The sequence below is a fragment of the Pseudomonas shirazica genome (genome assembly GCF_015168335.1).
GTDB lineage: Bacteria > Pseudomonadota > Gammaproteobacteria > Pseudomonadales > Pseudomonadaceae > Aquipseudomonas > Aquipseudomonas asiatica.
Map to the genome: position 1 here is coordinate 3325766 of NZ_CP063456.1, position 23565 is coordinate 3349330.

The 23565-nt window shown below is 64.9% G+C and carries 22 protein-coding genes and 2 pseudogenes; 13 read left to right on the forward strand and 11 right to left on the reverse strand.

Features of this window, described 5'->3' with window-relative positions; translation table 11 throughout:
• Window positions 1–3: 3 nt before the first annotated feature.
• The 3 genes from IMX18_RS15385 to IMX18_RS15395 are packed head-to-tail and all read right to left on the reverse strand — an operon-like array spanning window position 4 to window position 3070.
• A complete protein-coding gene (locus IMX18_RS15385) occupies window positions 4–867 on the reverse strand; it encodes a carbohydrate ABC transporter permease (RefSeq protein ID WP_015269691.1) in 864 nt (287 codons plus the stop codon).
• Window positions 864–1976: an ABC transporter ATP-binding protein gene (locus IMX18_RS15390; protein ID WP_015269690.1), complete on the reverse strand. Its 1113-nt coding sequence runs from the start codon at window positions 1974–1976 to the stop codon at window positions 864–866. Before IMX18_RS15390 ends, IMX18_RS15385 begins: the two co-directional genes overlap by 4 nt.
• Window positions 1976–3070 carry an ABC transporter ATP-binding protein gene (locus tag IMX18_RS15395; protein WP_015269689.1) on the reverse strand — a complete coding sequence of 365 codons (1095 nt, stop codon included), beginning with the start codon at window positions 3068–3070 and terminating at the stop codon, window positions 1976–1978. Before IMX18_RS15395 ends, IMX18_RS15390 begins: the two co-directional genes overlap by 1 nt.
• A 224-nt stretch (window positions 3071–3294) precedes the next feature.
• On the opposite strand from IMX18_RS15395, the gene IMX18_RS15400 reads away from it, so the two are divergent.
• The 3 genes from IMX18_RS15400 to IMX18_RS15410 all read left to right on the forward strand — a co-directional run bounded on the left by IMX18_RS15400 (window position 3295) and on the right by IMX18_RS15410 (window position 7011).
• On the forward strand, window positions 3295–5043 hold the full coding sequence (locus IMX18_RS15400; RefSeq protein ID WP_015269688.1) for a sigma-54-dependent Fis family transcriptional regulator: 1749 nt from the start codon (window positions 3295–3297) through the stop codon (window positions 5041–5043).
• A gap of 261 nt (window positions 5044–5304) precedes the next feature.
• Entirely contained in the window at window positions 5305–6369 is a 1065-nt protein-coding gene (locus IMX18_RS15405) for an ornithine cyclodeaminase (protein ID WP_217190574.1), read from the forward strand.
• A 162-nt stretch (window positions 6370–6531) separates the two neighbouring features.
• The gene (locus IMX18_RS15410) at window positions 6532–7011 is read left to right on the forward strand and encodes an Lrp/AsnC family transcriptional regulator (protein WP_015269686.1); all 480 of its coding nucleotides are present in this window, start codon (window positions 6532–6534) and stop codon (window positions 7009–7011) included.
• A gap of 3 nt (window positions 7012–7014) precedes the next feature.
• Here IMX18_RS15410 and IMX18_RS15415 read toward each other — a convergent pair whose 3' ends face one another.
• From IMX18_RS15415 to IMX18_RS28515, 3 genes and pseudogenes are all read right to left on the reverse strand, one after another.
• Window positions 7015–8700, reverse strand: coding sequence for a putative bifunctional diguanylate cyclase/phosphodiesterase (locus IMX18_RS15415; RefSeq protein WP_085721235.1), 1686 nt, complete (start codon window positions 8698–8700; stop codon window positions 7015–7017).
• A gap of 13 nt (window positions 8701–8713) precedes the next feature.
• On the reverse strand, window positions 8714–9883 hold the full coding sequence (locus tag IMX18_RS15420) for a methyl-accepting chemotaxis protein (protein WP_425355287.1): 1170 nt from the start codon (window positions 9881–9883) through the stop codon (window positions 8714–8716).
• Window positions 9884–9997: 114 nt separating this feature from the next.
• A pseudogene (locus IMX18_RS28515) lies at window positions 9998–10279 on the reverse strand (PAS domain-containing protein); the annotation flags it as partial.
• A gap of 55 nt (window positions 10280–10334) precedes the next feature.
• Between IMX18_RS28515 and IMX18_RS15425 the strand changes: the two are divergent.
• From IMX18_RS15425 to IMX18_RS15445, 5 genes are all read left to right on the forward strand, one after another.
• Complete coding sequence (locus IMX18_RS15425) at window positions 10335–10508, forward strand: hypothetical protein (RefSeq protein ID WP_156485969.1); 174 nt, start codon at window positions 10335–10337, stop codon at window positions 10506–10508.
• Window positions 10509–10783: 275 nt separating this feature from the next.
• Window positions 10784–12094 carry a C4-dicarboxylate transporter DctA gene (locus IMX18_RS15430; RefSeq protein ID WP_191471838.1) on the forward strand — a complete coding sequence of 437 codons (1311 nt, stop codon included), beginning with the start codon at window positions 10784–10786 and terminating at the stop codon, window positions 12092–12094.
• A gap of 44 nt (window positions 12095–12138) precedes the next feature.
• Window positions 12139–12843, forward strand: coding sequence for a FadR/GntR family transcriptional regulator (locus IMX18_RS15435; protein WP_015269682.1), 705 nt, complete (start codon window positions 12139–12141; stop codon window positions 12841–12843).
• A gap of 16 nt (window positions 12844–12859) precedes the next feature.
• Window positions 12860–13528: a GntR family transcriptional regulator gene (locus tag IMX18_RS15440; protein ID WP_015269681.1), complete on the forward strand. Its 669-nt coding sequence runs from the start codon at window positions 12860–12862 to the stop codon at window positions 13526–13528.
• A 243-nt stretch (window positions 13529–13771) separates the two neighbouring features.
• Entirely contained in the window at window positions 13772–14833 is a 1062-nt protein-coding gene (locus tag IMX18_RS15445; protein WP_085721233.1) for a hypothetical protein, read from the forward strand.
• Between the two features lie 97 nt (window positions 14834–14930).
• Here the strand turns inward: IMX18_RS15445 and IMX18_RS15450 are convergent, their stop codons facing one another.
• Window positions 14931–15359 carry a PACE efflux transporter gene (locus IMX18_RS15450; protein WP_015269679.1) on the reverse strand — a complete coding sequence of 143 codons (429 nt, stop codon included), beginning with the start codon at window positions 15357–15359 and terminating at the stop codon, window positions 14931–14933.
• Window positions 15360–15460: 101 nt separating this feature from the next.
• On the opposite strand from IMX18_RS15450, the gene IMX18_RS15455 reads away from it, so the two are divergent.
• From IMX18_RS15455 to IMX18_RS28525, 3 genes and pseudogenes are all read left to right on the forward strand, one after another.
• Window positions 15461–16339 carry a LysR family transcriptional regulator gene (locus tag IMX18_RS15455; protein ID WP_023661323.1) on the forward strand — a complete coding sequence of 293 codons (879 nt, stop codon included), beginning with the start codon at window positions 15461–15463 and terminating at the stop codon, window positions 16337–16339.
• A gap of 142 nt (window positions 16340–16481) precedes the next feature.
• A pseudogene (gene mcpA, locus IMX18_RS28520) lies at window positions 16482–17465 on the forward strand (methyl-accepting chemotaxis protein McpA); the annotation flags it as partial.
• A 162-nt stretch (window positions 17466–17627) separates the two neighbouring features.
• Window positions 17628–18368, forward strand: a complete 741-nt coding sequence (locus IMX18_RS28525) for a methyl-accepting chemotaxis protein (protein WP_370290711.1) — start codon at window positions 17628–17630, stop codon at window positions 18366–18368.
• 157 nt (window positions 18369–18525) lie between these two features.
• Here the strand turns inward: IMX18_RS28525 and IMX18_RS15465 are convergent, their stop codons facing one another.
• From IMX18_RS15465 to IMX18_RS15475, 3 genes are all read right to left on the reverse strand, one after another.
• A complete protein-coding gene (locus IMX18_RS15465) occupies window positions 18526–19596 on the reverse strand; it encodes a YkvI family membrane protein (RefSeq protein WP_015269676.1) in 1071 nt (356 codons plus the stop codon).
• Between the two features lie 183 nt (window positions 19597–19779).
• Window positions 19780–20157 (reverse strand): RidA family protein, encoded by a 378-nt coding sequence (locus tag IMX18_RS15470; RefSeq protein WP_085663135.1) that lies wholly within the window; start codon window positions 20155–20157, stop codon window positions 19780–19782.
• 12 nt (window positions 20158–20169) lie between these two features.
• On the reverse strand, window positions 20170–21306 hold the full coding sequence (locus IMX18_RS15475; protein ID WP_191471839.1) for an NAD(P)/FAD-dependent oxidoreductase: 1137 nt from the start codon (window positions 21304–21306) through the stop codon (window positions 20170–20172).
• Window positions 21307–21420: 114 nt separating this feature from the next.
• Here IMX18_RS15475 and IMX18_RS15480 point away from each other — a divergent pair, with 114 nt between their 5' ends.
• Together IMX18_RS15480 and IMX18_RS15485 are read left to right on the forward strand one after the other, a co-directional pair.
• A complete protein-coding gene (locus tag IMX18_RS15480; protein ID WP_075044520.1) occupies window positions 21421–22014 on the forward strand; it encodes a helix-turn-helix domain-containing protein in 594 nt (197 codons plus the stop codon).
• Window positions 22015–22157: 143 nt separating this feature from the next.
• On the forward strand, window positions 22158–22943 hold the full coding sequence (locus tag IMX18_RS15485; RefSeq protein WP_191471840.1) for a sulfite exporter TauE/SafE family protein: 786 nt from the start codon (window positions 22158–22160) through the stop codon (window positions 22941–22943).
• A 3-nt stretch (window positions 22944–22946) separates the two neighbouring features.
• On the opposite strand, the gene IMX18_RS15490 is transcribed toward IMX18_RS15485, so the two are convergent.
• The gene (locus IMX18_RS15490) at window positions 22947–23486 is read right to left on the reverse strand and encodes a histidine phosphatase family protein (protein ID WP_191471841.1); all 540 of its coding nucleotides are present in this window, start codon (window positions 23484–23486) and stop codon (window positions 22947–22949) included.
• Window positions 23487–23565: the final 79 nt, after the last annotated feature.

Consider the following 23565-nt stretch of genomic DNA (forward strand, 5'->3'; position numbering starts at 1 on the left):
GGCCTAGTCCTTGTCGGCATGGGTCATGGCTGTGTAGAACAGCCAAGAAACCAGCAGGATGATCAGGAAGTACACCAGCGAGAACGCCGCCGCCGGGCCCAGGTCGAACTGCCCCACGGCCATGCGCGTGAGGGTCTGGCTGAGGAAGGTGGTGGCGTTGCCGGGCCCGCCACCGGTCAGCACGAAGGGCTCGGTGTAGATCATGAAGCTGTCCATGAAGCGCAGCATCACCGCGATCAGCAGCACGTTCTTCAGCTTGGGCAACTGGATATGGCGGAACACCGCCCAGCCCGAGGCGCGGTCGATGCGCGCAGCCTGGTAGTACACGTCGGGGATGGCGCGCAGCCCCGAGTAACAGAGCAACGCCACCAGCGATGTCCAGTGCCACACGTCCATCACCAGCACGGTCAGCCAGGCGTCGAACGGGTCGCCGGCGTAGTTGTAGCTGACCCCGAGCTTGGCCAGGGTAGCGCCGAGCAGGCCGATGTCGGCCCGGCCGAAAATCTGCCAGATGGTGCCGACCACGTTCCACGGGATCAGCAACGGGATGGCCATGACGATCAGGCACACCGAGGCCAAGCGCCCCTTGGTCGGCATGGTCAGGGCAATGGCGATACCCAGCGGGATTTCGATCAGCAGCACGCAGGCGGAATAGATGAACTGACGCAGCAGCGCATCGTGCAGCGCCGGGTCGCGCAGCACCTGACGGTACCAGTCGGCGCCGACGAAGTAGCGGTTGGACTGGTCGAAGATGTCCTGCACCGAGTAGTTGACCACCGTCATCATCGGCACCACCGCACTGAATGCCACCAGCAGGAACACCGGCAGCACCAGCCACCAGGCCTTGTTGTTCGGCACCTTGTTCATGGCCCGGCCTCCAGCAGCACATCGTCGAGGTACAGCATCAGCCACTGCGCCGGCAGGCTGACCCAGGCCTGGGCCACCGGCACCGGGCGGTCCTCGCCCAGGCGTGCCTTGAGCGCGACACCTCCCAGCTCGAGGGTGACGATGCGGTAGGTGCCCAGGTCCTCGACGTCCAGCACCCGTGCCGGGTAGGCATCATCGAACGGGCTGTCCCACAGCTGCACGAATTCCGGGCGGATGCCCAGCTGCAGGCGACCACCACCACCTGTGGCCGCCAGGCGCTCTTGCAGATGTTCCCGCAAATGCCCGGGCAGCATCAGGTGAATATCGCCGAACGCCACCCCGTCCGCTTCGGCGCGCACCTCGATCAGGTTCATCCCCGGGCTGCCGATGAAGTAACCGACGAAGGTATGCCGCGGCCGCTCGAACAGTTCGCGCGGGGTACCGAACTGGACGATGCGCCCGCCGTGCATCACCGCGATCTTGTCGGCGAACGTCGAGGCCTCCAGCTGGTCATGGGTGACGTAGATCATCGTGATGTTGAACTGCTCGTGGATCTGCTTGAGCTTGCGCCGCAGCTTCCACTTCAGGTGCGGGTCGATCACCGTCAGCGGCTCGTCGAACAGGATCGCCGACACGTCATCGCGCACCAGGCCCCGTCCCATGGAGACCTTCTGCTTTTCGTCGGCACTGAGGTTGCGCGCCTTCTTGCGCAGCACGGCCGACAGGTCGAGCACCTCGGCAATCTCTTCCACCCGGGCCTGCACCCGGGCTTCGTCCAACCCTTGGTTGCGCAAGGGAAACGCCAGGTTGTCGAACACCGTCATGGTGTCGTAAACCACCGGGAACTGGAACACCTGGGCAATGTTGCGCGCCTGCGGTGACAGCTGGTTGACCGGCTTGCCGTCGAACAGCACCTCGCCGTGGGAAGGGGTCAGCAGCCCGGAGATGATGTTGAGCAAGGTCGACTTGCCGCAGCCCGACGGCCCGAGCAAGGCGTAGGCACCGCCCTGCTCCCACACATGCTCCAGCGCGTGCAGGGCATAGTCCGCCTCGCTGGCGGGCTGGCGGCTGTAGCTGTGCGCCAGTTGGCGCAGGCGGATCTCGGCCATCAACCTCTCCTTGCCTGGCGCAGCCCCGGGGCCTGCACCAGCGCCCCGGTACTGTCGAACACGAACAGCTTGTGGGTGGGGATGAACACGCGGATCGGCGTGTCCACCTGGTATTCGTGTACCCCTGGCAGGTGCAGGATCATGCGCCAGTGTTCGTTGCGTACATGCAGGAAGGTCTCTGAACCACTGATCTCGGCGAGTTCCACCAGCACCGACAATTCCAGGTCGTCGTCGTGCGCCGGCACCAGGCTGATGTGGCTGGGCCGCACGCCAAAGCGGTAGTCACCCTCGGCAAGCGGCTGCAAGTCGGCATTGCGAGCAAAGTGCACGGCCTGGGCCAGGCTCACGTCGTTGCCGCTGATACGGCCAGGTACCAGGTTGATCGGCGGCTCGGAAAACAGCTCGGCAGCCAGCACGCTGCCCGGGCGCTGGTAGACCTCGGCGGTAGGCCCGCTCTGGACGATACGGCCCTCATGCACCAGGGTGGTGGTGCCGCCCAGAGCCAGCGCCTCGTTGGGCTCGGTGGTGGCATACACGGCAATGCAGTGGCGCGCCGCGAACAGTTCGCGCAGCTCCTGGCGCAGGCCCTCGCGCAGCTTGTAGTCGAGGTTGACCAGTGGCTCGTCGAACAGGATCAGCGAGGCATCCTTGACCAGCGCCCGGGCCATTGCCGTGCGTTGCTGCTGGCCACCGGACAGCTCCAGCGGCAGGCGCTGCAGGTAGGCTTCGATGCGCAGCATCTCGGCGGTTTCCTGCACCCGTCGGCGAATCTGGGGCTCGTCCATGCGTGCCTGGCGCAGCGGTGACGCAATGTTCTCGTAAACGCTGAGGGTCGGGTAATTGATGAACTGCTGATACACCATCGACACATTGCGTTGGCGCACCGGCACGCCAGTCACGTCCTGGCCATCCATCAGCACCCGCCCCCGGTCCGGGCGATCGAGCCCGGCCATCAGGCGCATCAGGCTGGTCTTGCCGGCCAGGGTGCGGCCCAGCAGCACGTTGAACGAGCCGGGTTCGAAACGCAGTGAGGCATCGACGATCCAGGCCTGGTTGTCGACGCTGCGGCTGACCTGTTCCAGCACCAGGGACATGGCGTGGCCTTCTTGTGGTTTTTGTCTGCCGGACACAGCCAGTTTCGTGCCAGATGCGCCGCAACCGTCTGGCCCGGGGCCTGGCCGGCAATGCCGGTCAATCGCAGGTTCACAACTGAACACAAGCACTGAACAACTGAACACTTGCCGGTTTGACATTGAACAACCGTGCACGACACTGAACAGCGGTCGGCCCCATGACAACAATCACACAGGACAGGCCCATGGCCGCATCCGCTTCGCCCCATGCCCAACTGATCCAGGCCTCCTGGGCCCGCTGCCGCGACCACGGCCTGCACCCCCAACACGCCCCGGACTTCGACTGCCTGACCCGCGCCGAGCTGAGCGCCCTGCTGGAGCGGCGCCAGGCCCTGCTGCACCTGACCCGCGAAGCGGTGCTGCCGCAATATGCCCACCTGCTGGGCAATGCCAGCTACCTGGTGATGCTGGCCGATGCCAGCGGCTGCCTGCTCGACAGCTGGGGCTCGCGGCGGTTCATCGAGCCGCGCCAGCAGCATGGTTTCAGCGCCGGTGCCCACTGGCACGAGCGCGGTGTCGGCACCAATGCGCTGGGCACCGCGCTGGTCTGCGCCGAGGCGATCCACGTGGGCCAGGAAGAGCACTTCCTGCGCCAGAACCGCTATATGTCCAGCGCCGCCGCGCCGCTGTTCGACGCCGAACGGCAGCTGGTCGGGGTGCTCGATGTGGCCAGCGACGGCTACCTGCCCGCCAGCCAGACCCTGGGCCTGGTACGCATGATGGGCCAGAGCCTGGAGAACCGCCTGATCCTCGCCAAGCATGCCGACCAGCATGCGCAATTGATCTTCAACAGCGCCTCCGACAACCTCGACAGCCCCTGGGCCGGCCTGCTGGTGTTCGATGAGCAGGGGCAGGTGCTGGCCGCCAATCACCGGGCCGACACCCTGCTCGGGGGCAACCCGCTGCAGCAGAACATCGCGCAACTGTTCCAGTTGCCCCTGCAACAGCTGCTCAGCCATCCCCGGCAACAGCCCTTCGCCCTGCAAGCCACCGGGCGCAACCGCTTTCATTGCCAGTGGCAGCCGCCGCGCGAGGCTCCCGGCCGCCCCGCCGCCAGCAGCGCCGAGCCACGCCTGGAGAAAGCCCTGGCGCAGGCCGGCCTGCTGCTGGAAAAGGACATCCCGGTCCTGGTGCAGGGCGAAACCGGCGTAGGCAAGGAGGTATTCGTCGATACCCTGCACCGGGCCAGCAGCCGCGCCAGCCAGCCGCTCATAGCCGTCAACTGCGCGGCGATCCCCGCAGAGCTGGTGGAGTCGGAGCTGTTCGGCTACGACAAGGGCGCGTTCACCGGCGCCCACCAGAAGGGCAACCCGGGGCTGATCCGCAAGGCCCACCACGGCATCCTGTTCCTCGACGAAATCGGCGACATGCCGTTGCCCACCCAGGCCCGCCTGCTGCGCGTGCTGCAGACGCGCAGCATCCAGCCATTGGGCAGCGGCGAACCGGTGGCGGTGGATATCCGCGTGGTGTCGGCGAGCAACCGCGACCTGGCCGAAGAAGTGCGCGCCGGGCGCTTTCGCCAGGACCTGTATTACCGCATCGCCGGGCTGGCAGTGGTTTTGCCGCCGCTGCGCGAGCGCAATGACCGCCGGCAGCTGATCGAGCAGGTGCATGCGCGCTACCGTGATCCCGGGCAGCCTGCGCGGCTGCCTGCGGCCATTATCGAACTGCTCGATCAGCACCCCTGGCCGGGGAATATGCGTGAACTGGTGAGTGTGCTGCAGGTGGCGCTGGCCTTGGCGGGCAATGGGCCTGTCGGCCTGGAACACCTGCCTGCGGGTTTTCTCGCCGAGGCTCAGGTGCCTGTGCCGATTGCGACCGAAAAGGCGGACCTGCGCGAGCTGGTGGCACAAGCCAACGGCAACCTCTCGGCGGTGGCGCGTGGGCTCGGGATCAGCCGCACCACGCTGTACAAGCGGCTGCGTGAGCGATGATTGCCCTGGCCTGTACTGGCCTCATCGCCGGCAAGCCAGCTCCCACAGGTACAGCGCCGCTCTCAAGGCCTGTGATATCCCTGTGGGAGCCGGCTTGCCGGCGATAGGGCCGGCCCAGCCACAGCCGATTCGGCTGCCAGCGCAGCGAAATCAGCCAAAGCCGCTGCCGCCACAGCCCATTACAGCCAGCTTTGCCTCCCCACCCGCCGCACAATGAAACCAGAGCCCACTCTGGAAGCGTCGACCGCAGGGAGACCCCTCATGACCCGCTATATCGATGTGCAAGACCTGGCCCGCCTGGTCAACCGCAAAGGCCTGCCCACGTGCCTGCTGGAAATGGCCGAGTACATCCGCCAGGACTACCTGCGCTGGCCCGCCTTCGAAAAATGCGCCCGGGTGGCCAACCATTCAGCGGACGGCGTGATCGAGCTGATGCCAATCTCGGACGCCAGCCGCTACGCCTTCAAGTACGTCAACGGGCATCCGAAGAACACTCGCCATGGCCTGCTCACGGTGATGGCCTTCGGCGCCCTGGCCAGCGTCGATACCGGTGCCCCGTTGCTGCTCAGCGAAATGACCCTGACCACCGCCATTCGCACCGCCGCCACCTCGGCCCTGGCCGCCCGCTACCTGGCGCGCGAGGACAGCCGCAGCATGGCATTGATCGGCAATGGCTCGCAGAGCGAGTTCCAGGCCATCGCCTTCAATGCCCTGCTGGGCATCGATGAAATCCGCCTGTATGACATCGACCCGGCTGCCTCGGCCAAGCTGGTCGCCAACCTGGCCAACCGCCCCGGCCTCAAGCTGAGCATCGCCAGCTCCGTGGCCGAAGCGGTGCGCGGGGCCGATATCGTCACCACGGTAACCGCCGACAAGGCCTGCGCCACCATCCTCACCCCGGAGATGATCGAGCCGGGCATGCACCTGAATGCCGTGGGTGGTGACTGCCCGGGCAAGACCGAGCTGCATCGGGCGATTGTCGAGCGGGCCCGGGTGATCGTCGAGTACGAACCGCAAAGCCGGGTGGAAGGCGAGATCCAGCAGATGCCTGCAGACTCGCCAGTGACCGAGTTCTGGCGTGTGGTCGCCGGGGAAGCCAAGGGGCGTGAGCACGGCGAACAGGTGACGCTGTTCGACACGGTGGGGTTTGCCCTGGAGGATTACTCGGCATTGCGCTATGTGCTGGACACGGCGCAGGCACTGGGTATCGGCACGGACATCGGGCTGGTGCCGGTGCTGGAGGATCCGAAGGATTTGTATGGGTTGTTGCAGCCGCGGGTGGTGGAGTTGCGGGCGGTGCCCAAGGCTGGTTCTGTCTGCGCCTGATGGATCCTGGGGCTGCTGCGCAGCCCATCGCGACACAAGGCCGCTCCTACACAAGGACCGCGTATCCCTTGTAGGAGCGGCCTTGTGTCGCGATGGGCCGCGCAGCGGCCCCCTTTACCGCCTACCCTGTCCCATGCCCTCTTCTGAAAGAAGCCCAAGCGCATGGACACCAAGGACGCCAACGCCCACCCCCTCGACCGCATCGACGAAGCGATCATCGACATCCTGCGCCATGACGGCCGCATCACTTTCGAAAAACTCTCCAGCCTCGTCCACCTCACCCCGCGCCCCTGCCTGGAGCGTGTACGCAAGCTGGAGCGCCGTGGCGTGATCCGCGGCTACGGGGCGATCATCGACCTGCAGAAGGTCGCGCCCGGGGTGTCGCTGCTGGTGCTGGTCGCCCTGTCCAACCAAAGCGGGCGGGCCGCGCAGAAGGCCTTCGAAGCCACCCTGCGCAACTGCCCGGAAGTGCACGAGTGCCAGCTGATCAGCGGCCACTTCGACTACAGCCTGCGCCTGCGCTGCCGCGACATGGAACACTACCGGCTGCTCAGCGAAAGCTGGATGAACGACGACGCCCTGCACATCGACAAGCTGGTGGCGCACCCGGTGCTGGCCGAGGTCAAGCCAATGGCCCGCTGATGATCAAGGGTCACGCCATTGCACCGGCTGCCGGTAGGCCTGCGCCCAGGCTTGCACCGCACTGGCCGGCATCGGCCGGGCGATGCAGTAACCCTGTGCCAGTTCGCAGCCCAGGCCCATCAGCACGCGGCCGTGCTCGACGCTCTCCAGCCCTTCGGCAATCACCTCGCGGCCAAACGCCCGGGCCAGGCCAATCACCGCTTCGGTCAGCGCCAGGTCGTCCTGGTCATGCAGGATGTCGCGCACGAATGACTGATCGATCTTGATCGTCTGTGTCGGCAAGCGCTTCAGGTAGCTCAGCGACGAATAGCCAGTGCCAAAGTCGTCCAGGGAGAAGCGCACACCCAGTGCGCGGCAGGCATCGAGACAGCAGCTGACATGCTGCAGGTTATCGATGGCCACCGACTCGACGATTTCCAGGTCCAGCCGCGCCGGGTCCACCTCCGGGTGCGCCGCCAGCAACTGCTGCAGGCGCTCGACAAAGTCACCACGCTGCAAATGCCGCGCGGCGATGTTCACGCTCAGTGACCAGGGCTGCCCCTGACGTTGCCATGCCTGCAACTGGTTCAGCGCCTGGTCGAGCACCCATTCGCCGATTTCCACGATCAGGTCGGTCTGCTCCACCGCCGGCAGGAAATCACCAGGCGGCACCAGCCCGCGGCCTGGCCGCTGCCAGCGCAGCAAGCCCTCGAAGCCCAGCACCTGGCCGCTGCGCAGGTTGACCTTGGGCTGGTAATACAGGCACAGCTCGCCGTTGTGCAGGGCCCGGCGCACCCGCGCCACGGTCTGGTGGGTAGCCTTGAGTTCCTGTTCCTGTGTCACGTCGAACAGGTGATAGCGGTTGCGCCCACGCTGCTTGGCCACATACATGGCCTGGTCGGCATGGCGCACCAAGGTGTCGGCGTCTTCGTCGTCCTGCGGGTACAGGGTCACGCCGATACTGGCGCTGAGCGACAGGCGCTGCTCGCGTACCACATAAGGCGCCGCCAGTGCCCGCAGCACCCGGCGCAGCGCAGCATGCAACTGGCGGTCTTCGACGTTGCGCAGGATCAGCACGAATTCGTCCCCCGACAACCGGGCCACTGCGTCGCCATCGCGCAGGATGTGCTTCAGCCGCTGCGCCACCTCGACCAACAGCAGGTCGCCCATGGCATGCCCGTAGCCGTCGTTGACTGCCTTGAAGCCATCCAGGTCGAGCATGCACACAGCCAGCGGAATGTCTTCACGGCGCGAGTAGGCCAGGGCCTGGTTCAGCAGGTCGGACAGGTAAGCGCGGTTGGGCAGGCCGGTTAGCACGTCATGGCCCACACGCCATTGCAAGGTATGCAGCAGCTGGCGCTTCTCGGTGACGTCGAAACGGATCGACACGTACTTGCGCACCTCTCCGGTGAGCGGGTCGACCAGTGGCACCATGGTGCTGTCGACCCAGTACAGCGAGCCGTCCCTGGCGCGGTTGCAGATCTCGCCCTTCCATACCCGGCCGGCGGCCAGCGCCCGCCACATGCCAACGAAGAACTCCGGCTCGTGCAGGCCGGAGTTGAGGATGCGGTGGTTGGCGCCCAGCAGCTCCTCGCGGCTGTAGCCCGAGATGCTGCAGAACTGCTGGTTGACGTAAGTGATGGTTCCACGCAGGTCGGTTTCGGAAAAGATCGCAGCCGCGTCAACGGCTGCACGATAGTTGTCATCCATAAAGCATCCTGCCTTAACGGTTGAAGCGCTCCACAAGGGCACGCAGTCCGGCGCACACCTCTTCCAGTTCGGCGCCGCGAGAGGCTGCGGCGTTGGCGCTGTGTGCGCTGTGCTGGGCTATGCCGGCCACACCATTGATCTGCCTCGAGACGTCTTCGGCGACGGCTGACTGCTGCTGCGAAGCCGTAGCCATCTGCTGGCTCATGTCACTGATGCGCTGCACCGCATCACGAATGCCATGCAACGCCTGCCGCGCTTCCTGCACCTGGGCAACGCCCTGCTCGGCACCGTCGATGCCCTGGCTGGCAATCGCCACGGCCTCTTCTGCGCCACTGCGCAGAGCATCGATGATAGCCTGGATGTGCAGTGTCGACTGCCGGGTCTTGTCGGCCAGTGCCCGCACTTCATCGGCGACCACGGCAAAGCCACGGCCTTGCTCACCGGCACGGGCCGCCTCGATGGCGGCATTTAGCGCCAGCAGGTTGGTCTGCTCGGCAATACCGCGGATCATCCCGGTGGCTTCGGCGATAGCACCGGTCTGACCAGCCAGGTGGCTGACCGCCTGGTTGATCTGGGCCACGGTACCGGCCAAGGTGCGGATTGCAGCTCCGCTGGCGTCGGCCACCAGGCTGCCCTGCTCGGCCAGCAGGTGCGCAGTGTGGGCTTCGGCAGCAGTCAGTTGCACATGGTTGGCAACCTCACCGATGGAAGCGGCCATCTGGTTCATGGCAGTGGCGCTCAGGTCGGTTTCCGCACGCTGCTCCAGCAATGCCGCCTCGGTGCTGCGCGACAACGCCCCGGCATCATGTGCAGCCACGGCCATCTGGGCCGCCAGGTCACTTAACCGGGTCAGCGCGGTTTTCAGCCGCGCCTCCTCGCTGATCAGCATCAATTGCAGTTGTCCGCCAGCACCGGGCAGGTCGCTGTAGGTCAAGGCGGCGATCGGGTCGGCGAAGGTGCCGCCTGCGCCCTGCACTACGCGCTCCATCTGCCGCCCAACGGCATTGCGTGCCAACAGGCCATAGGCCAGGAACAGCCCCAGGGTCAGCCCCTGCGCGACCAGGCCGGGCCACAGTTTGTTGGCCCCCAAAGCCAGCCCCCCGCCCACGAGCGGTACGGCCAGGTCACGCGCCAGCATGGTCGCGCGCCGTGACCAGGGCAACACAGCCTGACCGTTGCGCATGCGTGCATACAGGGCCTCGGCACGGGCCACCTGCTCACGCGTCGGGCACACCCGTACCGATTCATAGCCCACCACTCGCCCGGCTTCGAGAATAGGCGTGACGTAGGCGTTGACCCAATAGTAATCGCCGTTGCGGCAGCGGTTCTTGACGACGCCCATCCAGCTCTTGCCAGCCTTCAGGTAATTCCACATCAACTGGTACACCGCCGGCGGCATGTCCGGGTGGCGTACCAGGTTGTGCGGGCTGCCGATCAGCTCCGCCTCGCTGTAACCGCTGATGGCGGCGAATTCGGGGTTGCAGTAGGTGATCAGGCTGGTGGTGTCGGTAGCGGAAATCAATCGCTGATCGGGGGGAAAACGTTGCTCGACCGGGGTAACCGGAAGGTTGAGACGCACTATGAGACTCCATTCATTCAAACGCCGGGAGCCTGCTTGCGAGGCGATTATCAGGATGAACCCCTGCAATCGACCCTTTGGTGACTTCCCGGTCGGGCGCGGATTCTACGAGGTCAGCCAAGGAATGCAAATAAACCTTACGAATCATGGCGTTATCGAAAATATCGAGGTCGGCATGGCGCTTGGCAAGCTGATTGCAATGTTGCACGAGGCACTGGCCAAAGCCTGATCTGATTCATGTGCGCACGCGGTTCCCCGCTGCGATTCACCTGTAAACGACCGCACTGCGGCTCCACCCAACCAGATGCACCGAATTAGAGCCAGATACGCTGGATTGCCCCACAACTGGTCAGACCGGTAAGGCCAAAAAACCTTGCAATGTCGGATTTTTCGCGCTTTCATGGCTTCGCGCTGAACAAACCGGTAAGACCACAATAATTAAGTCCTGCGCTCTTTCGCCCCGTGCGGCTACCGAAGCAAGGACACCGATCAGAGATCCCTCCCATGCTCAAATGGTGCTCGCGTTCGATCTTCCTTCAAGTCGTGCTCGGCCTTGCCCTCGGCATCGCCTGCGGTCTCAGCTTCCCCGACCTTTCCCTGCAACTCAAACCCCTTGGCGACGGCTTCATCAAGCTGATCAAGATGCTCATCGGCCTGATCGTGTTCTGCGTGGTGGTCAGCGGTATCTCGGGCGCCGGTGACCTGAAAAAGGTCGGGCGCATCGGCCTGAAGTCGGTGATCTACTTCGAGATACTGACCACCCTGGCGCTGGTGATCGGCCTGGTGTTCGCCTTCACCAGCGGCATCGGCAGCGGCGCCAACATCCACCTGGACCAACTGTCCAGCGCCGACGCCAGCAGCCTGGCCGAGCGCGGCCAGCACATCCACGGTGCCACGGCGTTCTTCATGGACCTGATCCCCACCTCGGTGATCGGCGCCTTTGCCGACAACAACATCCTCCAGGTGCTGCTGTTCTCGGTACTGTTCGGTAGCGCGCTGAACCTGGTGGGTGACTCGGCAGCCGGCATCTCGCGGCTGATCAACGAACTGAGCCACGTGATCTTCCGCATCATGGGCATGATCGTGCGCCTGGCACCGATCGGCGTGTTCGGGGCCATCGCCTTCACCACCAGCAAGTACGGCCTGGAATCGCTGCAGCACCTGGGCGGGTTGGTGGCGCTGTTCTACCTGACCTGTGCCGGCTTTGTACTGATCGTGCTGGGCACGGTCATGCGCCTGTCGGGGCTGAAGCTGCTGCCGCTGATCAAGTACCTGCGTGAAGAACTGACCATCGTGCTGGGCACCGCCTCGTCCGACGCCGTACTGCCACAGATCATGCGCAAGCTCGAGCACCTGGGCATCGGCAGCTCCACCGTCGGCCTGGTGATCCCCACCGGTTATTCGTTCAACCTCGATGGCTTCTCCATCTACCTGACCCTGGCCATCGTGTTCATTGCCAACGCCACCGGCACGCCACTGGCAATGACCGACCTGCTGACCATCCTGCTGGTATCGCTGGTGACTTCCAAGGGCGCTCACGGCATCCCAGGCTCGGCGCTGGTGATCCTTGCCGCTACCCTGACCGCCGTGCCGGCGATCCCGGTGGTCGGCCTGGTACTGGTACTGGCGGTGGACTGGTTCATGGGCATCGGCCGGGCGCTGACCAACCTGATCGGCAACTGCGTGGCCACCGTGGCCATCGCCCGCTGGGAGAAGGACATCGACCTGGAACGCGCGCACAACGTGCTCGACGGCAAGCCCGGTTTCGCCCCCATGCCACGCAAGCAGCCCAACCCCCATCAACAGGAATTCTGAGGGAACGTGGCCGGCACTGACGCCGGCCCTTCCAGGAGCGAACCGTGATCAGCTCATCTACCGTCGTCAACTCAGTGGTGGAAAAACTGCGCCAGGCCCTGGCCCGAGGCCAATGGCGCACCGGCGACATGCTGCCAGGCCAGCGCGAACTGGCCGAACAACTGGGCATCAGCCGCCCCAGCCTGCGCGAAGCGGTGACCGTGCTGGAAACCCTGGGCCTGGTGCGTTCGCTGCCAGGCAAGGGCGTGCTGGTACTGGATGTCGATGCCGCCACCCAGGAACCGGGCCTGGACACCAGCGCCGCAGCCAGCCTGGCCGACGTGCTGGAGCTGCGCTACACCCTTGAGCCTTTCATCGTCGGCCTGGTGGCGCAGTCGGCCAACAGTCAGGACATCGGCCAACTGCGCCTTACCCTGATGGACATGCGTGAAGCGCTGGAGGCCGATGACAGCGAAGCCGGAGTCAGGGCCTACATCGCCTTCCATGAAGCGCTGTTCGCCCTGACCACCAACCCGATCTTCCAGAGCGTGGTGCAACAGACCGGCAATGCCCTCAAGCAAAGCGCTGACATGCTGCGCAATTCGCCAGAGCACCTGGCCGCGCGGCTGAAGGAAAACGAAGCGGTGGTGCGCGCCATACGTGAGCGCAGCAGCGCCCAGGCCAGTGCCCAGATGCGTCAGCACATCCTGGCCGAAGGGTTGCGCATGGGCATCCCGTTGAACATCCCGGACGAACACCCGCATCCATGACCCCAGGAGAGCGACCATGAACGCCGCCCCTCACTTGCCGGCCCTGCTCGCGGCCGGCGAAACCCGCCTGTCGGCCGAGCAGATCTACCCGCGGCTGTTCGATGCCATCCTCGAACAGCGCTTGCCACCTGGCAGCCTGTTGCCCGAACAGGCGCTGGGCCATGCCTTTGGTGTCAGCCGTACAGTGATCCGCCGTGTGCTCGGGCGCCTGTCCGACCAGCAGGTGGTGGTGCAACGCCCCAGCCACACTGCGCATCTGGCCGTGCCCGACCCGGAGCAGGCACGCCAGGTGCTCAGCGCCCGGCGTCTGGCCGAAACCACGCTGATCACCCTGGCCGCGCAACGCGCCCGGCCGGTACAGATTCGCCAGCTGCGGCAACTGGTGGCGCGCGAGCGCCAGCACCATGAAAACGGCGAGCGTTGTGCGGCGATCCGCCTGGGCGGCGAGTTTCACCTGAAACTGGCGCAGGTGGCTGCCAATGCGCCACTGGCGCGGTTTCTCAATGGCCTGGTGCCGATGACCTCGCTGATCATCGCCCGTTACGAGTCGCCTTGCTGCGACCACTGCGCGTGGGAGGAACATGCGGCGATCATCGATGCCGTGGAGCATGGCGATGCCGAGGCGGCGCTGGGGCTGATGCACAAGCACCTCGACCGCCTGGAAGAAAAGCTCGACCTGGAATGACCGATTCAAGCTGACGCCCCCCTTCTAGGAGCGGCCTTGTGTCGCGATGGGGCGCGAAGCGGCCCCAGGATTTCAGCTGTGCAGCAGAAATTGCCGGGGCCGCTTTGCGGCCCTTTCGCGGCACAAGGCCGCTCCTACATGGATCGCGTTGGCCGGACGATGGGCGATAGGCTGCACGGCAGCCCTTCACTACCCACCCTATACTCCGAGAACCACCCCAGCCTCTACCAGGGAGGCGGTTGCGTGAGCACTCGAGCCCTCCTGCTGCTGTGCCTGCTGCTGGCCTTGGCCGGCTGCGCAGGCAAGCCCCCACCTGTCCCGCCGCCACCGGTGGTGCTCACCCCCGCCACCTGGCAACGCATCGACCAGGAGCTGATCGAAGCCTCGGTCGGCGCCGGCAGCTCGGCCAACGACTATGCACGCCGTTCCATGCGGGTGTGGAAGGAACAGGTACAGCAGCGTACCGAAAGCGAATTCATCCCTTGGTTTACCGGCTACTGGACCCAGCAGTGGCTGACCCTCAAGGTGGCCTGGTACAAGATCGACAGCGGTGAAGGCCGGGAGCCGGCGGAAAAGCGCCTGGCGCTGTACCTGCAGGAGCAGTACCACAAGCGGGTGATCGAACCGGTGGCCGAGCAGATCAACCCCGAAGGCATTCGCGACCGCGCCAGCGAGCTGTACCTGCAACTGCTCGGCCAGCAGCTGCCGGCTATCATCAGCCGCTACAACGCTCCCCCCGAGCAGTTCAGCCAACGCCTCAACCGCATTCCCGCCATCGCCCTGGGGCCACCGGATGCGCGCAATGCCAGCCTTTACCAGCTTCTGCGGGCCAAGTCGCTGGCCCAGCAACCTGCCTGGCAAGCCATGCGCCAGCATCTGCACCAGCAGGCCAGCAAAGGCCCGGGCAAGACCGATGTCGGGCTGAACTCGGTGGCCAACCAGGCCAGCGAAAAGCTCGGCGCCACCCTGGCTCCGCGCGGCATCGCCAGTGCCGTGGCGTCGGCGGTGGGCAAAGTGGCGGGGGCGATGATTTCGATTGCGGCGGCCGGTTACGGGGTCATGACCCATGACCGCGAACACCCGCAGATGGTCGAGCAGTTGCGGGTGATCCTCAACGTGGCGCTGAACCAGGAATGGCAAGAGCTGATGGAGAACCGCCAGAGCGGGGCCATGTCGGGGGTGTACTACCTTTCGGGGCAGGTCGAGGACAGCTTGCTGGCCAGTGCACCGAGGACGGAGGAACAACCGGTTGAGCAGCAGGTGAAGCAGCAGCAGGAGCCTTTGATCATTCGCCTGCCGCCTTAGTGGTTGACTGTGTCGGCCTTTTCGCAGCTCCCGCCTGAAGGTTGTGCGGTCGCTGTAGGAGCAGCCTTGTGCTGCGAAGAGGCCGGAACAGGTTGAATCAGGCTGCTGCCAAGGCTGAGCTGGGCAAGCCAAAGATCCGGTCGAACGCCCAGTTGTAGGCAAAGGTGTAGCACGGCACCAGCACGATGAACGCCATGTCCACCAGCAGCGCCTCTAGCAATGTCATGTCCAGCCACCAGGCAATCAGCGGGATCAGGTACACCACCAGGGTCAGCTGGAAGCCGATGGCATGCGCCACCCGCCGTGCCACGCTGCGCCCGCGCTTGGCCTGGCGGCTTTCCCACCACTCGAACAGGGTGTTGTAGATCAGGTTCCAGAGCATGGCGATGGTAGTGATCATCACCGCCAGAGGCCCGGTATGCGATGCCTGGGTGTCCGACAGGTAGGCCAGCCCGAGGGTCGACATGCACAGCCCGATCAGTTCATAGAAAGTCACGTAGACGAGTTTGCGTTTGAGTCCCTGCACCCGGGATTACCTCCAATGACAAAGCGATGGGGCGCGATCATGCTTCATCGCTCTTGACAGCAAAAGTCAGCAGCTGTCAGATCTTCTGACAGGAGGCTGCCATGAACTTTTCCAGCGACAATATCCAGCTGTTTCTCGCCGTGCTCGACCGCGGTTCGTTTTCCGCCGCTGCGCGGGCTCTGCAGCGGGTGCCTTCGGCCGTGAGCATGGCCATCGGCAACCTCGAGGCCGAACTGGGCTACACCCTGTTCGAGCGCGGCCCACGGGAAGTCCGCCCCACCGCCGAGGCCAAGGCGCTGGAACCTCATGCCCGGTTGATCGCCGAACAACTGGGGCTGCTGCAGGTGCATGCCCTGGAACTGTCCCAGGGGCTGGAGAGCAGCCTGACCCTGGCCGTGGTGCCGGACATCGACCACCGCCCGCTGCTGGCGGCCATCGCTCACCTGGGTGAGCGGCACCCGCTGCTGGACATCGCCCTGCTCAGCGCCCCGCAGGAAGAGGCCGTACACCTGCTGGACAGTGGCCGCGCCGACCTCTGCGTGGCTTTTGCCGGGCTGCAGGTCGATGCCCGTCGCGGCTTCCAGCACATCGGCATGGAATCGCTGGTGGCCACACTGTCCCCCGCTCACCCGGCCTTGCGCGAGGGGCGTATCCACTACCTCGAAGACCTGACCCGAGTGCGCCAGATCCTGGTGCGTAGCCATGACCTTCCGGTGACAGACCCACGCCCGTTGATAGGCGCCACGCACTGGTCAACCGACAGCTTCGACCTCGCCCTGCAGATGGTCGAGGCCGGCCTGGGCTGGGGCGACTTGCCGCTGTCGAGGGTCGCGCCACTGCTGGCCAGCGGGCGCCTGGTGCGCCTGGATTTTCGCAACACCCGCAACGAGCTGCAGTTGCCGGTACACATCTTCTGGCGCAAGCAACAACCGTTGCAGCAGGCTGCACGCCTGCTGATCGAGCAGTTGTGTAGCCAGTGAATACCGTCCGTCGAAATGACCGTAAGAAATTTCTGTAAGCACTTCAATCTTTTACCCCTTGAGCCGATATCCCGAACGATAGGTTCCGCAATGCGTCATGAGCGCGCTGCGCCCTCCCCTCATTGGCCCAAGGTCTCGAAACATGAACCTGAAATTTCGCCACAAGATCCTGCTCAGCGCCTGCGGTGTCGTGGTCCTGGCATTTGCCCTGTTCACGCTCTACAACGACTACCTGCAACGCAATACCATCCGCCAGAACATCGAAGCTTCGGTGCAGCAGTCGGGCGCACTGACCGCCAGTAGTGTGCAGAACTGGATGAGCGGGCGCATCCTGGTGCTGGAAAACCTGGCCCAGGACATCGCCCAGCAAGGCGCTGGCGATACCCTGGAAGGACTGATCGAGCAGCCATCCTATACGCGTAATTTCCTGTTCACTTACCTGGGCCAGGCCACCGGTGCGTTCACCCAACGCCCCAATGCGCAGATGCCCGCCGGTTACGACCCACGTCAGCGCCCGTGGTACGGCGCCGCGGCCAGCGCCGGGCAGACCGTGCTGACTGCCCCATACCAAGGTGCTGTTGGTGGCCTGATGGTCACCATCGCCACGCCGGTGAAAAGCAAGGGCAATGGCGAGCTGATCGGCGTGGTCGGCGGTGACGTCACCCTCGACACCCTGGTCGAGATCATCAACTCGGTCGATTTCGGCGGCATCGGCCACGCCTTCCTGGCCGACAGCAATGGCCAGGTGATCGTCAGCCCCGACAAAGACCAGGTGATGAAGAACCTCAAGGACATCTACCCCGGCAGCAACCTGCGAGTCGCCGCCGGCATGCAGGATGTCACCCTCAATGGCCAGGACCGCATCATTTCCTTCGCCCCGGTGGCCGGCCTGCCTTCGGCACAGTGGTACATCGGCCTGTCGATCGACAAGGACAAGGCCTACGCTGCGCTCAGCCAGTTTCGCACCTCGGCGATCATCGCGATGCTGATTGCGGTGGCTGCCATCGCCGGCCTGCTCGGCCTGCTGATCCCGATACTGATGAGCCCGCTGACCACCATGGGCCGCGCCATGCGCGACATCGCCGAGGGCGAAGGTGACCTTACCCGCCGCCTGACCGTGCAGAACAAGGACGAGTTCGGCGAACTGGCCACTTCGTTCAACCGCTTCGTCGAGCGCATTCATGCCTCGATCAGCGAAGTGTCCTCGGCAACCCGCCTGGTGCACGACCTGTCGGAGAAAGTGGTCAATGCCTCCAATGCGTCGATCATCGGCTCCGAAGAGCAAAGCATGCGCACCAACAGCGTGGCCGCAGCGATCAACGAGCTGGGTGCTGCCACCCAGGAGATCGCCCGCAACGCCGCCGATGCCTCGCAGCATGCCAGCGGTGCCAGCGAGCAGGCCCACGGTGGCCGTGAAGTGGTCGAAGAAGCGATCAGCGCCATGACCGCCCTGTCGCAGCGCATCAGCGAGTCCTGCGCGCAAATCGAAACGCTCAACGCCAGCACCGACGAAATCGGCAAGATTCTCGACGTGATCAAGGGCATCTCGCAGCAGACCAACCTGCTGGCGCTGAACGCCGCCATCGAAGCGGCCCGTGCCGGTGAGGCCGGCCGTGGCTTTGCCGTGGTGGCCGACGAGGTACGCAACCTGGCGCACCGCACCCAGGAATCGGCGGAAGAAATCCACCGCATGATCACCAGCCTGCAGGTAGGCTCGCGCGAAGCGGTGCACACCATGAACACCAGCCAGGTTTCCAGCGAGCAGACCGTGCAGGTAGCCAACCAGGCCGGCGAGCGCCTGGCCAGCGTGACCCAGCGTATTGGCGAGATCGATGGCATGAACCAGTCGGTGGCTACCGCTACCGAAGAACAGACCGCCGTGGTCGAGAGCCTCAACCTGGACATCACCCAGATCAACGCCCTGAACCAGCAAGGGGTGGAGAACCTCAACGAGACCCTGCGCCATTGTGACCAACTGGCCCAGCAGGCCGGGCGCCTGAAGCAGCTGGTAGGCAGCTTCAGGATCTAAACCGGAACGCACACCCTCTGTAGGAGCGGCCTTGTGTCGCGAAAGGGTCGCGCAGCGGCCCCGGATTTTCAGCTACACCGCAGAAATCGCCGGGGTCGCTCTGCGACCCTTTCGCGACACAAGGCCGCTCCTACAAGGGATACGCGCCAGCAGCAGATCAAGCAGCATTGGCTACCGCTTTAACCACTCTGCTCCGCCGGACCCAGGCCAGCAGCACCGCCGCCATCAGCACGAAGCCCAGGTAGCCGAACAGCGGGTACACCTCACCCACCAGGCTGATGAACCCCACCAGGCTGCATCCGAACGCCGCCACGCCGGTCACTACCGAGCCCCAGCGAAACCTCACCGTACCCGCTGGCATCAGCCGCGAGAGAAACGAGAACAACGTACCCACCGCAGTGTTGACGATCATGCCGAAAATAATCAGGCACATCACCAGCCCCAGCAGTGGCGATACTTCGTTGGCAATCGACAGCATCGGCATCGGCAGGTCAGCCACGCTGTCCAGGCGCGACAACAGCCCGGCACTCATCACCAGCATCAGCCCACCCAGTGCGGCGCCACCAAGCAGCCCACCCCATACAGCGGTTCGCTCGCCCTTGGCCGACCCACCCAGGATGGCCAGGATCGGCGCGCCGGCAACGATGTTGTAAGACACGTACAGGAACGCCCCCAGCAGCCAGTGACGGGCGCCCGCCTGTTGCTGGCTGGCCAGCTGGTCGAGTTGGGCGAAGCTCTGTTCCCGGCTGAACACGGCGTACAACGCAATCGCCGAGGCCACCAGGATCAGCAACGGCGTGATGGCACCAATGGCGAGGATCACCCTGCGCACATCCAGGCACACGATGCCCACCACAACCAGCGTCACCAGCACGCTGCCGGCCAGCGCCGGGATACCGAACTGCTGCTCCAGCAAGGCACCACCACCGGCCAGCATGACCACGGTGACGGCAAACATGAAAAAGGTGATCAGCCAGTCGACGAACAGGCCCAGGTGACGGCCGCAGATGGCCTGGATCACATCCTTGTGCGAAGTGGCCTGCTGGCGATTGCCCAGCCCCGCCAGGGCCATGCCGAGGAAGGTGAACAAGGCTGCGCTGACCAGCGCACCGACCAGCCCCCACACACCGAAATCGACAAAGAACAACAACAGTTCCCGCCCCGAAGCGAACCCCGCCCCCACGATCACGCCGACAAACGCGCCGGCAATCTTCAGCTGCTCTTGCATGTGAACCTCTGGATTTATTGTTGTTGTCTCACTGCCACCACATCGCTTTTGTGGGAGCGGCCTTGTGTCGCGAAAGGGCCGCAGAGCGGCCCCCGGCGATCTGTGCAGCAATGCAGAAATCCTGGGGCCGCTCCGCGCCCCTTTCGCGACACAAGGCCGCTCCCACATGGGCGATTTGTTCGGTCAAAAATCTCCGACAAACGCCTGCACTTCGATCTCCACATCCACCCCCAGCGCCAATGCCGAGGCCACGGTCGAGCGCACGGGCAGCGCTGCGCCGAAGAACTCCTTGTACACCTCGTTGAAGCCGGCGAAGTGGCTCATGTCCGACAGCCACACCGTGGCCTTGACCACCTGGTCGAAACGCGCGCCGCAGGCCGCCAGGCTTTCGCCAATGCGCTCGCAGGCGGCGCGGGTCTGGGTCTGGATGTCACCGCGCACCACTTCGCCGCCGGCACTCATCGGCACCTGGCCGGAGAGGAACAGGAAGCCGCCGGCTTTCACCGCACGGGAGAACGGGAACGGCAGGCTGCTGGGGAAACGCTGGATATCATTGCTCATGGGATGCTCCTTTCAGGATTGCTGGAAACGGGCCGGGGACAGGCGCTCGGGCGCCACCCCCTGGCTGACAAGGCCAGGACACAGGGGCTGGCCCAGCAGCAGGTCGGCAGCCAGGCGCGAGGCGCCCGCAGCCGACTGGATGCCATAGCCACCTTGTGCCGCCAGCCAGAAGAACGCTGGCGCGTGCACATCGAAACCGATCACCAGGTCGCCGTCGGCGACGAACGAGCGCAGCCCGGCCCAGGTGTGGCTCGGCCGGCGGATCGACAGGGTGGTCATGGCTTCGATGTTGTAGATGCCCAAAGCCACGTCGAACTCCTCGGGCGCGGCGTCCTGGGGTTCGACCGGGTCGGCATTGGCCGGCGAACCCAGCAGCTGGCCGGCGTCGGGCTTGAAGTAGAAGCTTTCGTCCACGCCGATTACCGCCGGCCAGCGGGCGAAGTCCTGGTCTGCCGGGCCGGGGAAAGTGAAGGCACTGCGCCGGCAGGGTTGCAGGCCGATACGCGCCACGCCGCACTGCTCGGCCACACGGTCGGCCCAGGCGCCAGCGGCATTGACCAGCTGGCGCGCCTGCACGCGGCTGCCATCGCCCAGCTGCACCTGCCACAGGTCATCCAGGTACCAGGCCTGGACAAGCTCGGCGTTGCAGCGCAGTTCGCCGCCAGCGGCGCGATAGCCACGCAAGAAGCCTTGGTGCAGGGCATGTACGTCCAGGTCCATGGCCCCCGCCTCGAGCACCGCGCCGGCCAGGTTCTCGCCACGCAGGCTCGGCACCAGGGCCAGGGCGGCGGCGCGGTCGAGCAGGCTGACCTCGGTGCCGTTGGCCAGGTTCTGCGCATGGGTCTGCTCGAGCAGCGTGCGCTGTTCCAGGCTGGCGACGTACAGGCAGCCACGCGGTTCCAGCAGCGGGTGCTCGCAGAAACCCTGCGGTGGTGCTTCGTAAAAGGCCCGGCTGGCGCGGGTCAACGCCTGGATCTGCGGAGTGCCGTAGGCCTCCATGAACATGGCTGCCGAACGCCCGGTGGAATGGTAGCCAGGCTGTGCCTCGCGCTCGAGCAGCAGCACCTTCTGCTGGCCGGCCAGGCGATAGCCCAGGGATGCACCGGCAATGCCGGCGCCGATGATCAGGGTGTCGTAGATCGGGGTCATGCACGCTCCTGCCAGGCTAATTATCATTTATGAGAATTCTAATATATGAGAATTTACGAATACGCAAGGGTCCAAGGTAAGATGCCCGACCAACGCCGCATGCCGAGACCCCGAATGCCCGCTGCCCTACCCCTGCTGGACCGTGCCGTAGTCGGCCAGCGCCTGCGCCAGGTGCGCAAGGCGCGCCAGATGACCCTCAAGCAATTGTCCGAAGCCAGTGGCGTACCGCTGTCCACCTTGTCGAAGATGGAGCTGGCGCAGGTCTCGGTCAGCTACGAAAAACTGGCCGCCGCCGCCCGGGCGCTGAATGTCGACATTGCCCAGCTGTTGCGCGCCAGCGGCACGGTCACGGCACCGGCACCGGTGACCGTGGTGGTCGATTCACTGCCGGCGGCGGCGGGCTACTCGACCGGCACCTATGACTACCACCCGATCGCCGGCGACTTCCCCGAACGGCGCATGACACCCGCTTATGCCCGCATCATTGCCCGTGAACGCGGCCAGTTCGACGATTTTATCCGCCACCCCGGGCAAGAGTTCGCGTTGGTGCTGAGCGGGCGCGTTCGTATCGAGTTCGAAACCGGCGAAGCGGTGAGCATCGGGCCGCAGGAGACGGCGTATTTCGACAGCCAGGTGGGGCATATCTACCTGTCGGAAAGTGACGATGGCGCAGATGCGCATGTGATGGTGGTGATGACCGATCGCTGACTCGGTGCTGCCTGCCGGCGATAGGGCCCTGGCAGGCAAGCACCCGGTTATAACCTAATAACGAACAAGTCTATTTGGCTATAAAAAAATCTATATGCTGGGCTGCATCCGATAACGGGCAAAGTTGGGCAGTCGAGTAGCGTATGGATGTAGGTTCTTTCGGTTTCACCATTGCGGGCCTGGTCGTGGGTTTCATCGTCGGAATGACCGGCGTCGGTGGCGGTTCGCTGATGACCCCGATCCTGTTGTGGTTTGGCATCAGCCCGGCAACAGCCGTCGGCACCGACCTGCTCTACGCCGCCATCACCAAGGCCAGTGGCGTCTGGGTGCATGCGCGCAACAAGAACGTCGACTGGAAGATCACCGGCCTGCTCAGCCTGGGCAGCGTGCCCGCTGCGGCGCTGACCCTGTGGTTCCTCAGCACCCTGCACACCGACACCTCGGCGCTCAACGCCGTCATCAAGCAAGGCCTGGCGGTGGTGCTGATCCTGACCGCGCTGGCCATCCTGTTCAAATCGCGCCTGCAGGCCTTCGCCAGCCGCCATGCCGGTGACCACTACCACCTCAGCGACCGCAGCCTGAACTTCCTTACCGTGCTCACCGGCGTGGTGCTGGGGGTGATGGTCACCCTCACTTCCATCGGTGCTGGCGCACTGGGTACCGTGGCGCTGTTCCTGCTGTACCCGTTCCTGGTCACCCGCCGCCTGGTCGGTACCGAAATCGCCCACGCCGTGCCACTTACCCTGGTGGCGGGCCTGGGCCATGCCGGCATGGGCAACATGGACTGGTCGCTGCTGGGCTACCTGCTGCTGGGCTCGCTGCCAGGCATCTACCTGGGCAGCCACCTCACCGGGCGGATTTCCGACCGCGTGCTGCGTCCGTGCCTGGCGGCGATGCTGCTGCTGATCGGCTACAAGCTGGCGTTCTGACCTTCAGCCCAGGCGCAGGCGCCACTGCCCGGTAAAGCTCAGCTCCAGGCGCGACAGCGGCAACACGTCGACCCGCTGACTGGCGCTCTTCGGGCAGCCAAGTACGTGCACCAGCGCGGCGCGCATGACCATCGGGTGGGTAACCGCCACCCATTCACCCGGCCTGTCGAAGGCCGCCAACCAGGCGGCGATGCGCTGGCAAAGCACGGCGAACGACTCGCCGCCGTGCACATCACTGGCCGGGGCCTGCAGCCATTCGGCCATCGCCTGCGGTTGCTCGGCCTGCAATTGCTTCAGCGTCAGCCCTTGCCAACGCCCCAGGTCGCAATCGGCCAAGGCCGGCTCGACCTGCACCGGCCCCGAAAACCACGCCGCCGTCTCGCAGGCTCGCCGCTCTGGTGCAGTCAGCACCGGCACACCGGAAAGGTCGGCGAAAGGCTGCTGGCCCAACGGCAGGATGCCGTCGTCGGCACGGTGCAGGCGCCCGGTCTTCTGGGCCTGGGTAAGGGCGTGGCAGATCAGGGTCAGGCGGACGGCTTTCACCGGGTTTCTCTCGCAGCGGGTCGGGGCGCAAGGTTTAACATGCCTTGGCACTTTTTACCGCAACAACCTGGCACCGGCT

Coding starts and splice junctions, on each gene's coding strand:
- IMX18_RS28525 (WP_370290711.1), top strand. CDS start 17,628: ATGCGCACCAACAGCGTGGCCGCAGCGATCAACGAGCTGGGTGCTGCC.
- IMX18_RS15475 (WP_191471839.1), bottom strand. CDS start 21,306: ATGACCCCGATCTACGACACCCTGATCATCGGCGCCGGCATTGCCGGT.
- IMX18_RS15395 (WP_015269689.1), bottom strand. CDS start 3,070: ATGTCCCTGGTGCTGGAACAGGTCAGCCGCAGCGTCGACAACCAGGCC.
- IMX18_RS15470 (WP_085663135.1), bottom strand. CDS start 20,157: ATGAGCAATGATATCCAGCGTTTCCCCAGCAGCCTGCCGTTCCCGTTC.
- IMX18_RS15400 (WP_015269688.1), top strand. CDS start 3,295: ATGGCCGCATCCGCTTCGCCCCATGCCCAACTGATCCAGGCCTCCTGG.
- IMX18_RS15440 (WP_015269681.1), top strand. CDS start 12,860: ATGAACGCCGCCCCTCACTTGCCGGCCCTGCTCGCGGCCGGCGAAACC.
- IMX18_RS15420 (WP_425355287.1), bottom strand. CDS start 9,883: ATGCGCAACGGTCAGGCTGTGTTGCCCTGGTCACGGCGCGCGACCATG.
- IMX18_RS15455 (WP_023661323.1), top strand. CDS start 15,461: ATGAACTTTTCCAGCGACAATATCCAGCTGTTTCTCGCCGTGCTCGAC.
- IMX18_RS15405 (WP_217190574.1), top strand. CDS start 5,305: ATGACCCGCTATATCGATGTGCAAGACCTGGCCCGCCTGGTCAACCGC.
- IMX18_RS15425 (WP_156485969.1), top strand. CDS start 10,335: ATGAACCCCTGCAATCGACCCTTTGGTGACTTCCCGGTCGGGCGCGGA.
- IMX18_RS15410 (WP_015269686.1), top strand. CDS start 6,532: ATGGACACCAAGGACGCCAACGCCCACCCCCTCGACCGCATCGACGAA.
- IMX18_RS15385 (WP_015269691.1), bottom strand. CDS start 867: ATGAACAAGGTGCCGAACAACAAGGCCTGGTGGCTGGTGCTGCCGGTG.
- IMX18_RS15480 (WP_075044520.1), top strand. CDS start 21,421: ATGCCCGCTGCCCTACCCCTGCTGGACCGTGCCGTAGTCGGCCAGCGC.
- IMX18_RS15485 (WP_191471840.1), top strand. CDS start 22,158: ATGGATGTAGGTTCTTTCGGTTTCACCATTGCGGGCCTGGTCGTGGGT.
- IMX18_RS15430 (WP_191471838.1), top strand. CDS start 10,784: ATGCTCAAATGGTGCTCGCGTTCGATCTTCCTTCAAGTCGTGCTCGGC.
- IMX18_RS15390 (WP_015269690.1), bottom strand. CDS start 1,976: ATGGCCGAGATCCGCCTGCGCCAACTGGCGCACAGCTACAGCCGCCAG.
- IMX18_RS15465 (WP_015269676.1), bottom strand. CDS start 19,596: ATGCAAGAGCAGCTGAAGATTGCCGGCGCGTTTGTCGGCGTGATCGTG.
- IMX18_RS15415 (WP_085721235.1), bottom strand. CDS start 8,700: ATGGATGACAACTATCGTGCAGCCGTTGACGCGGCTGCGATCTTTTCC.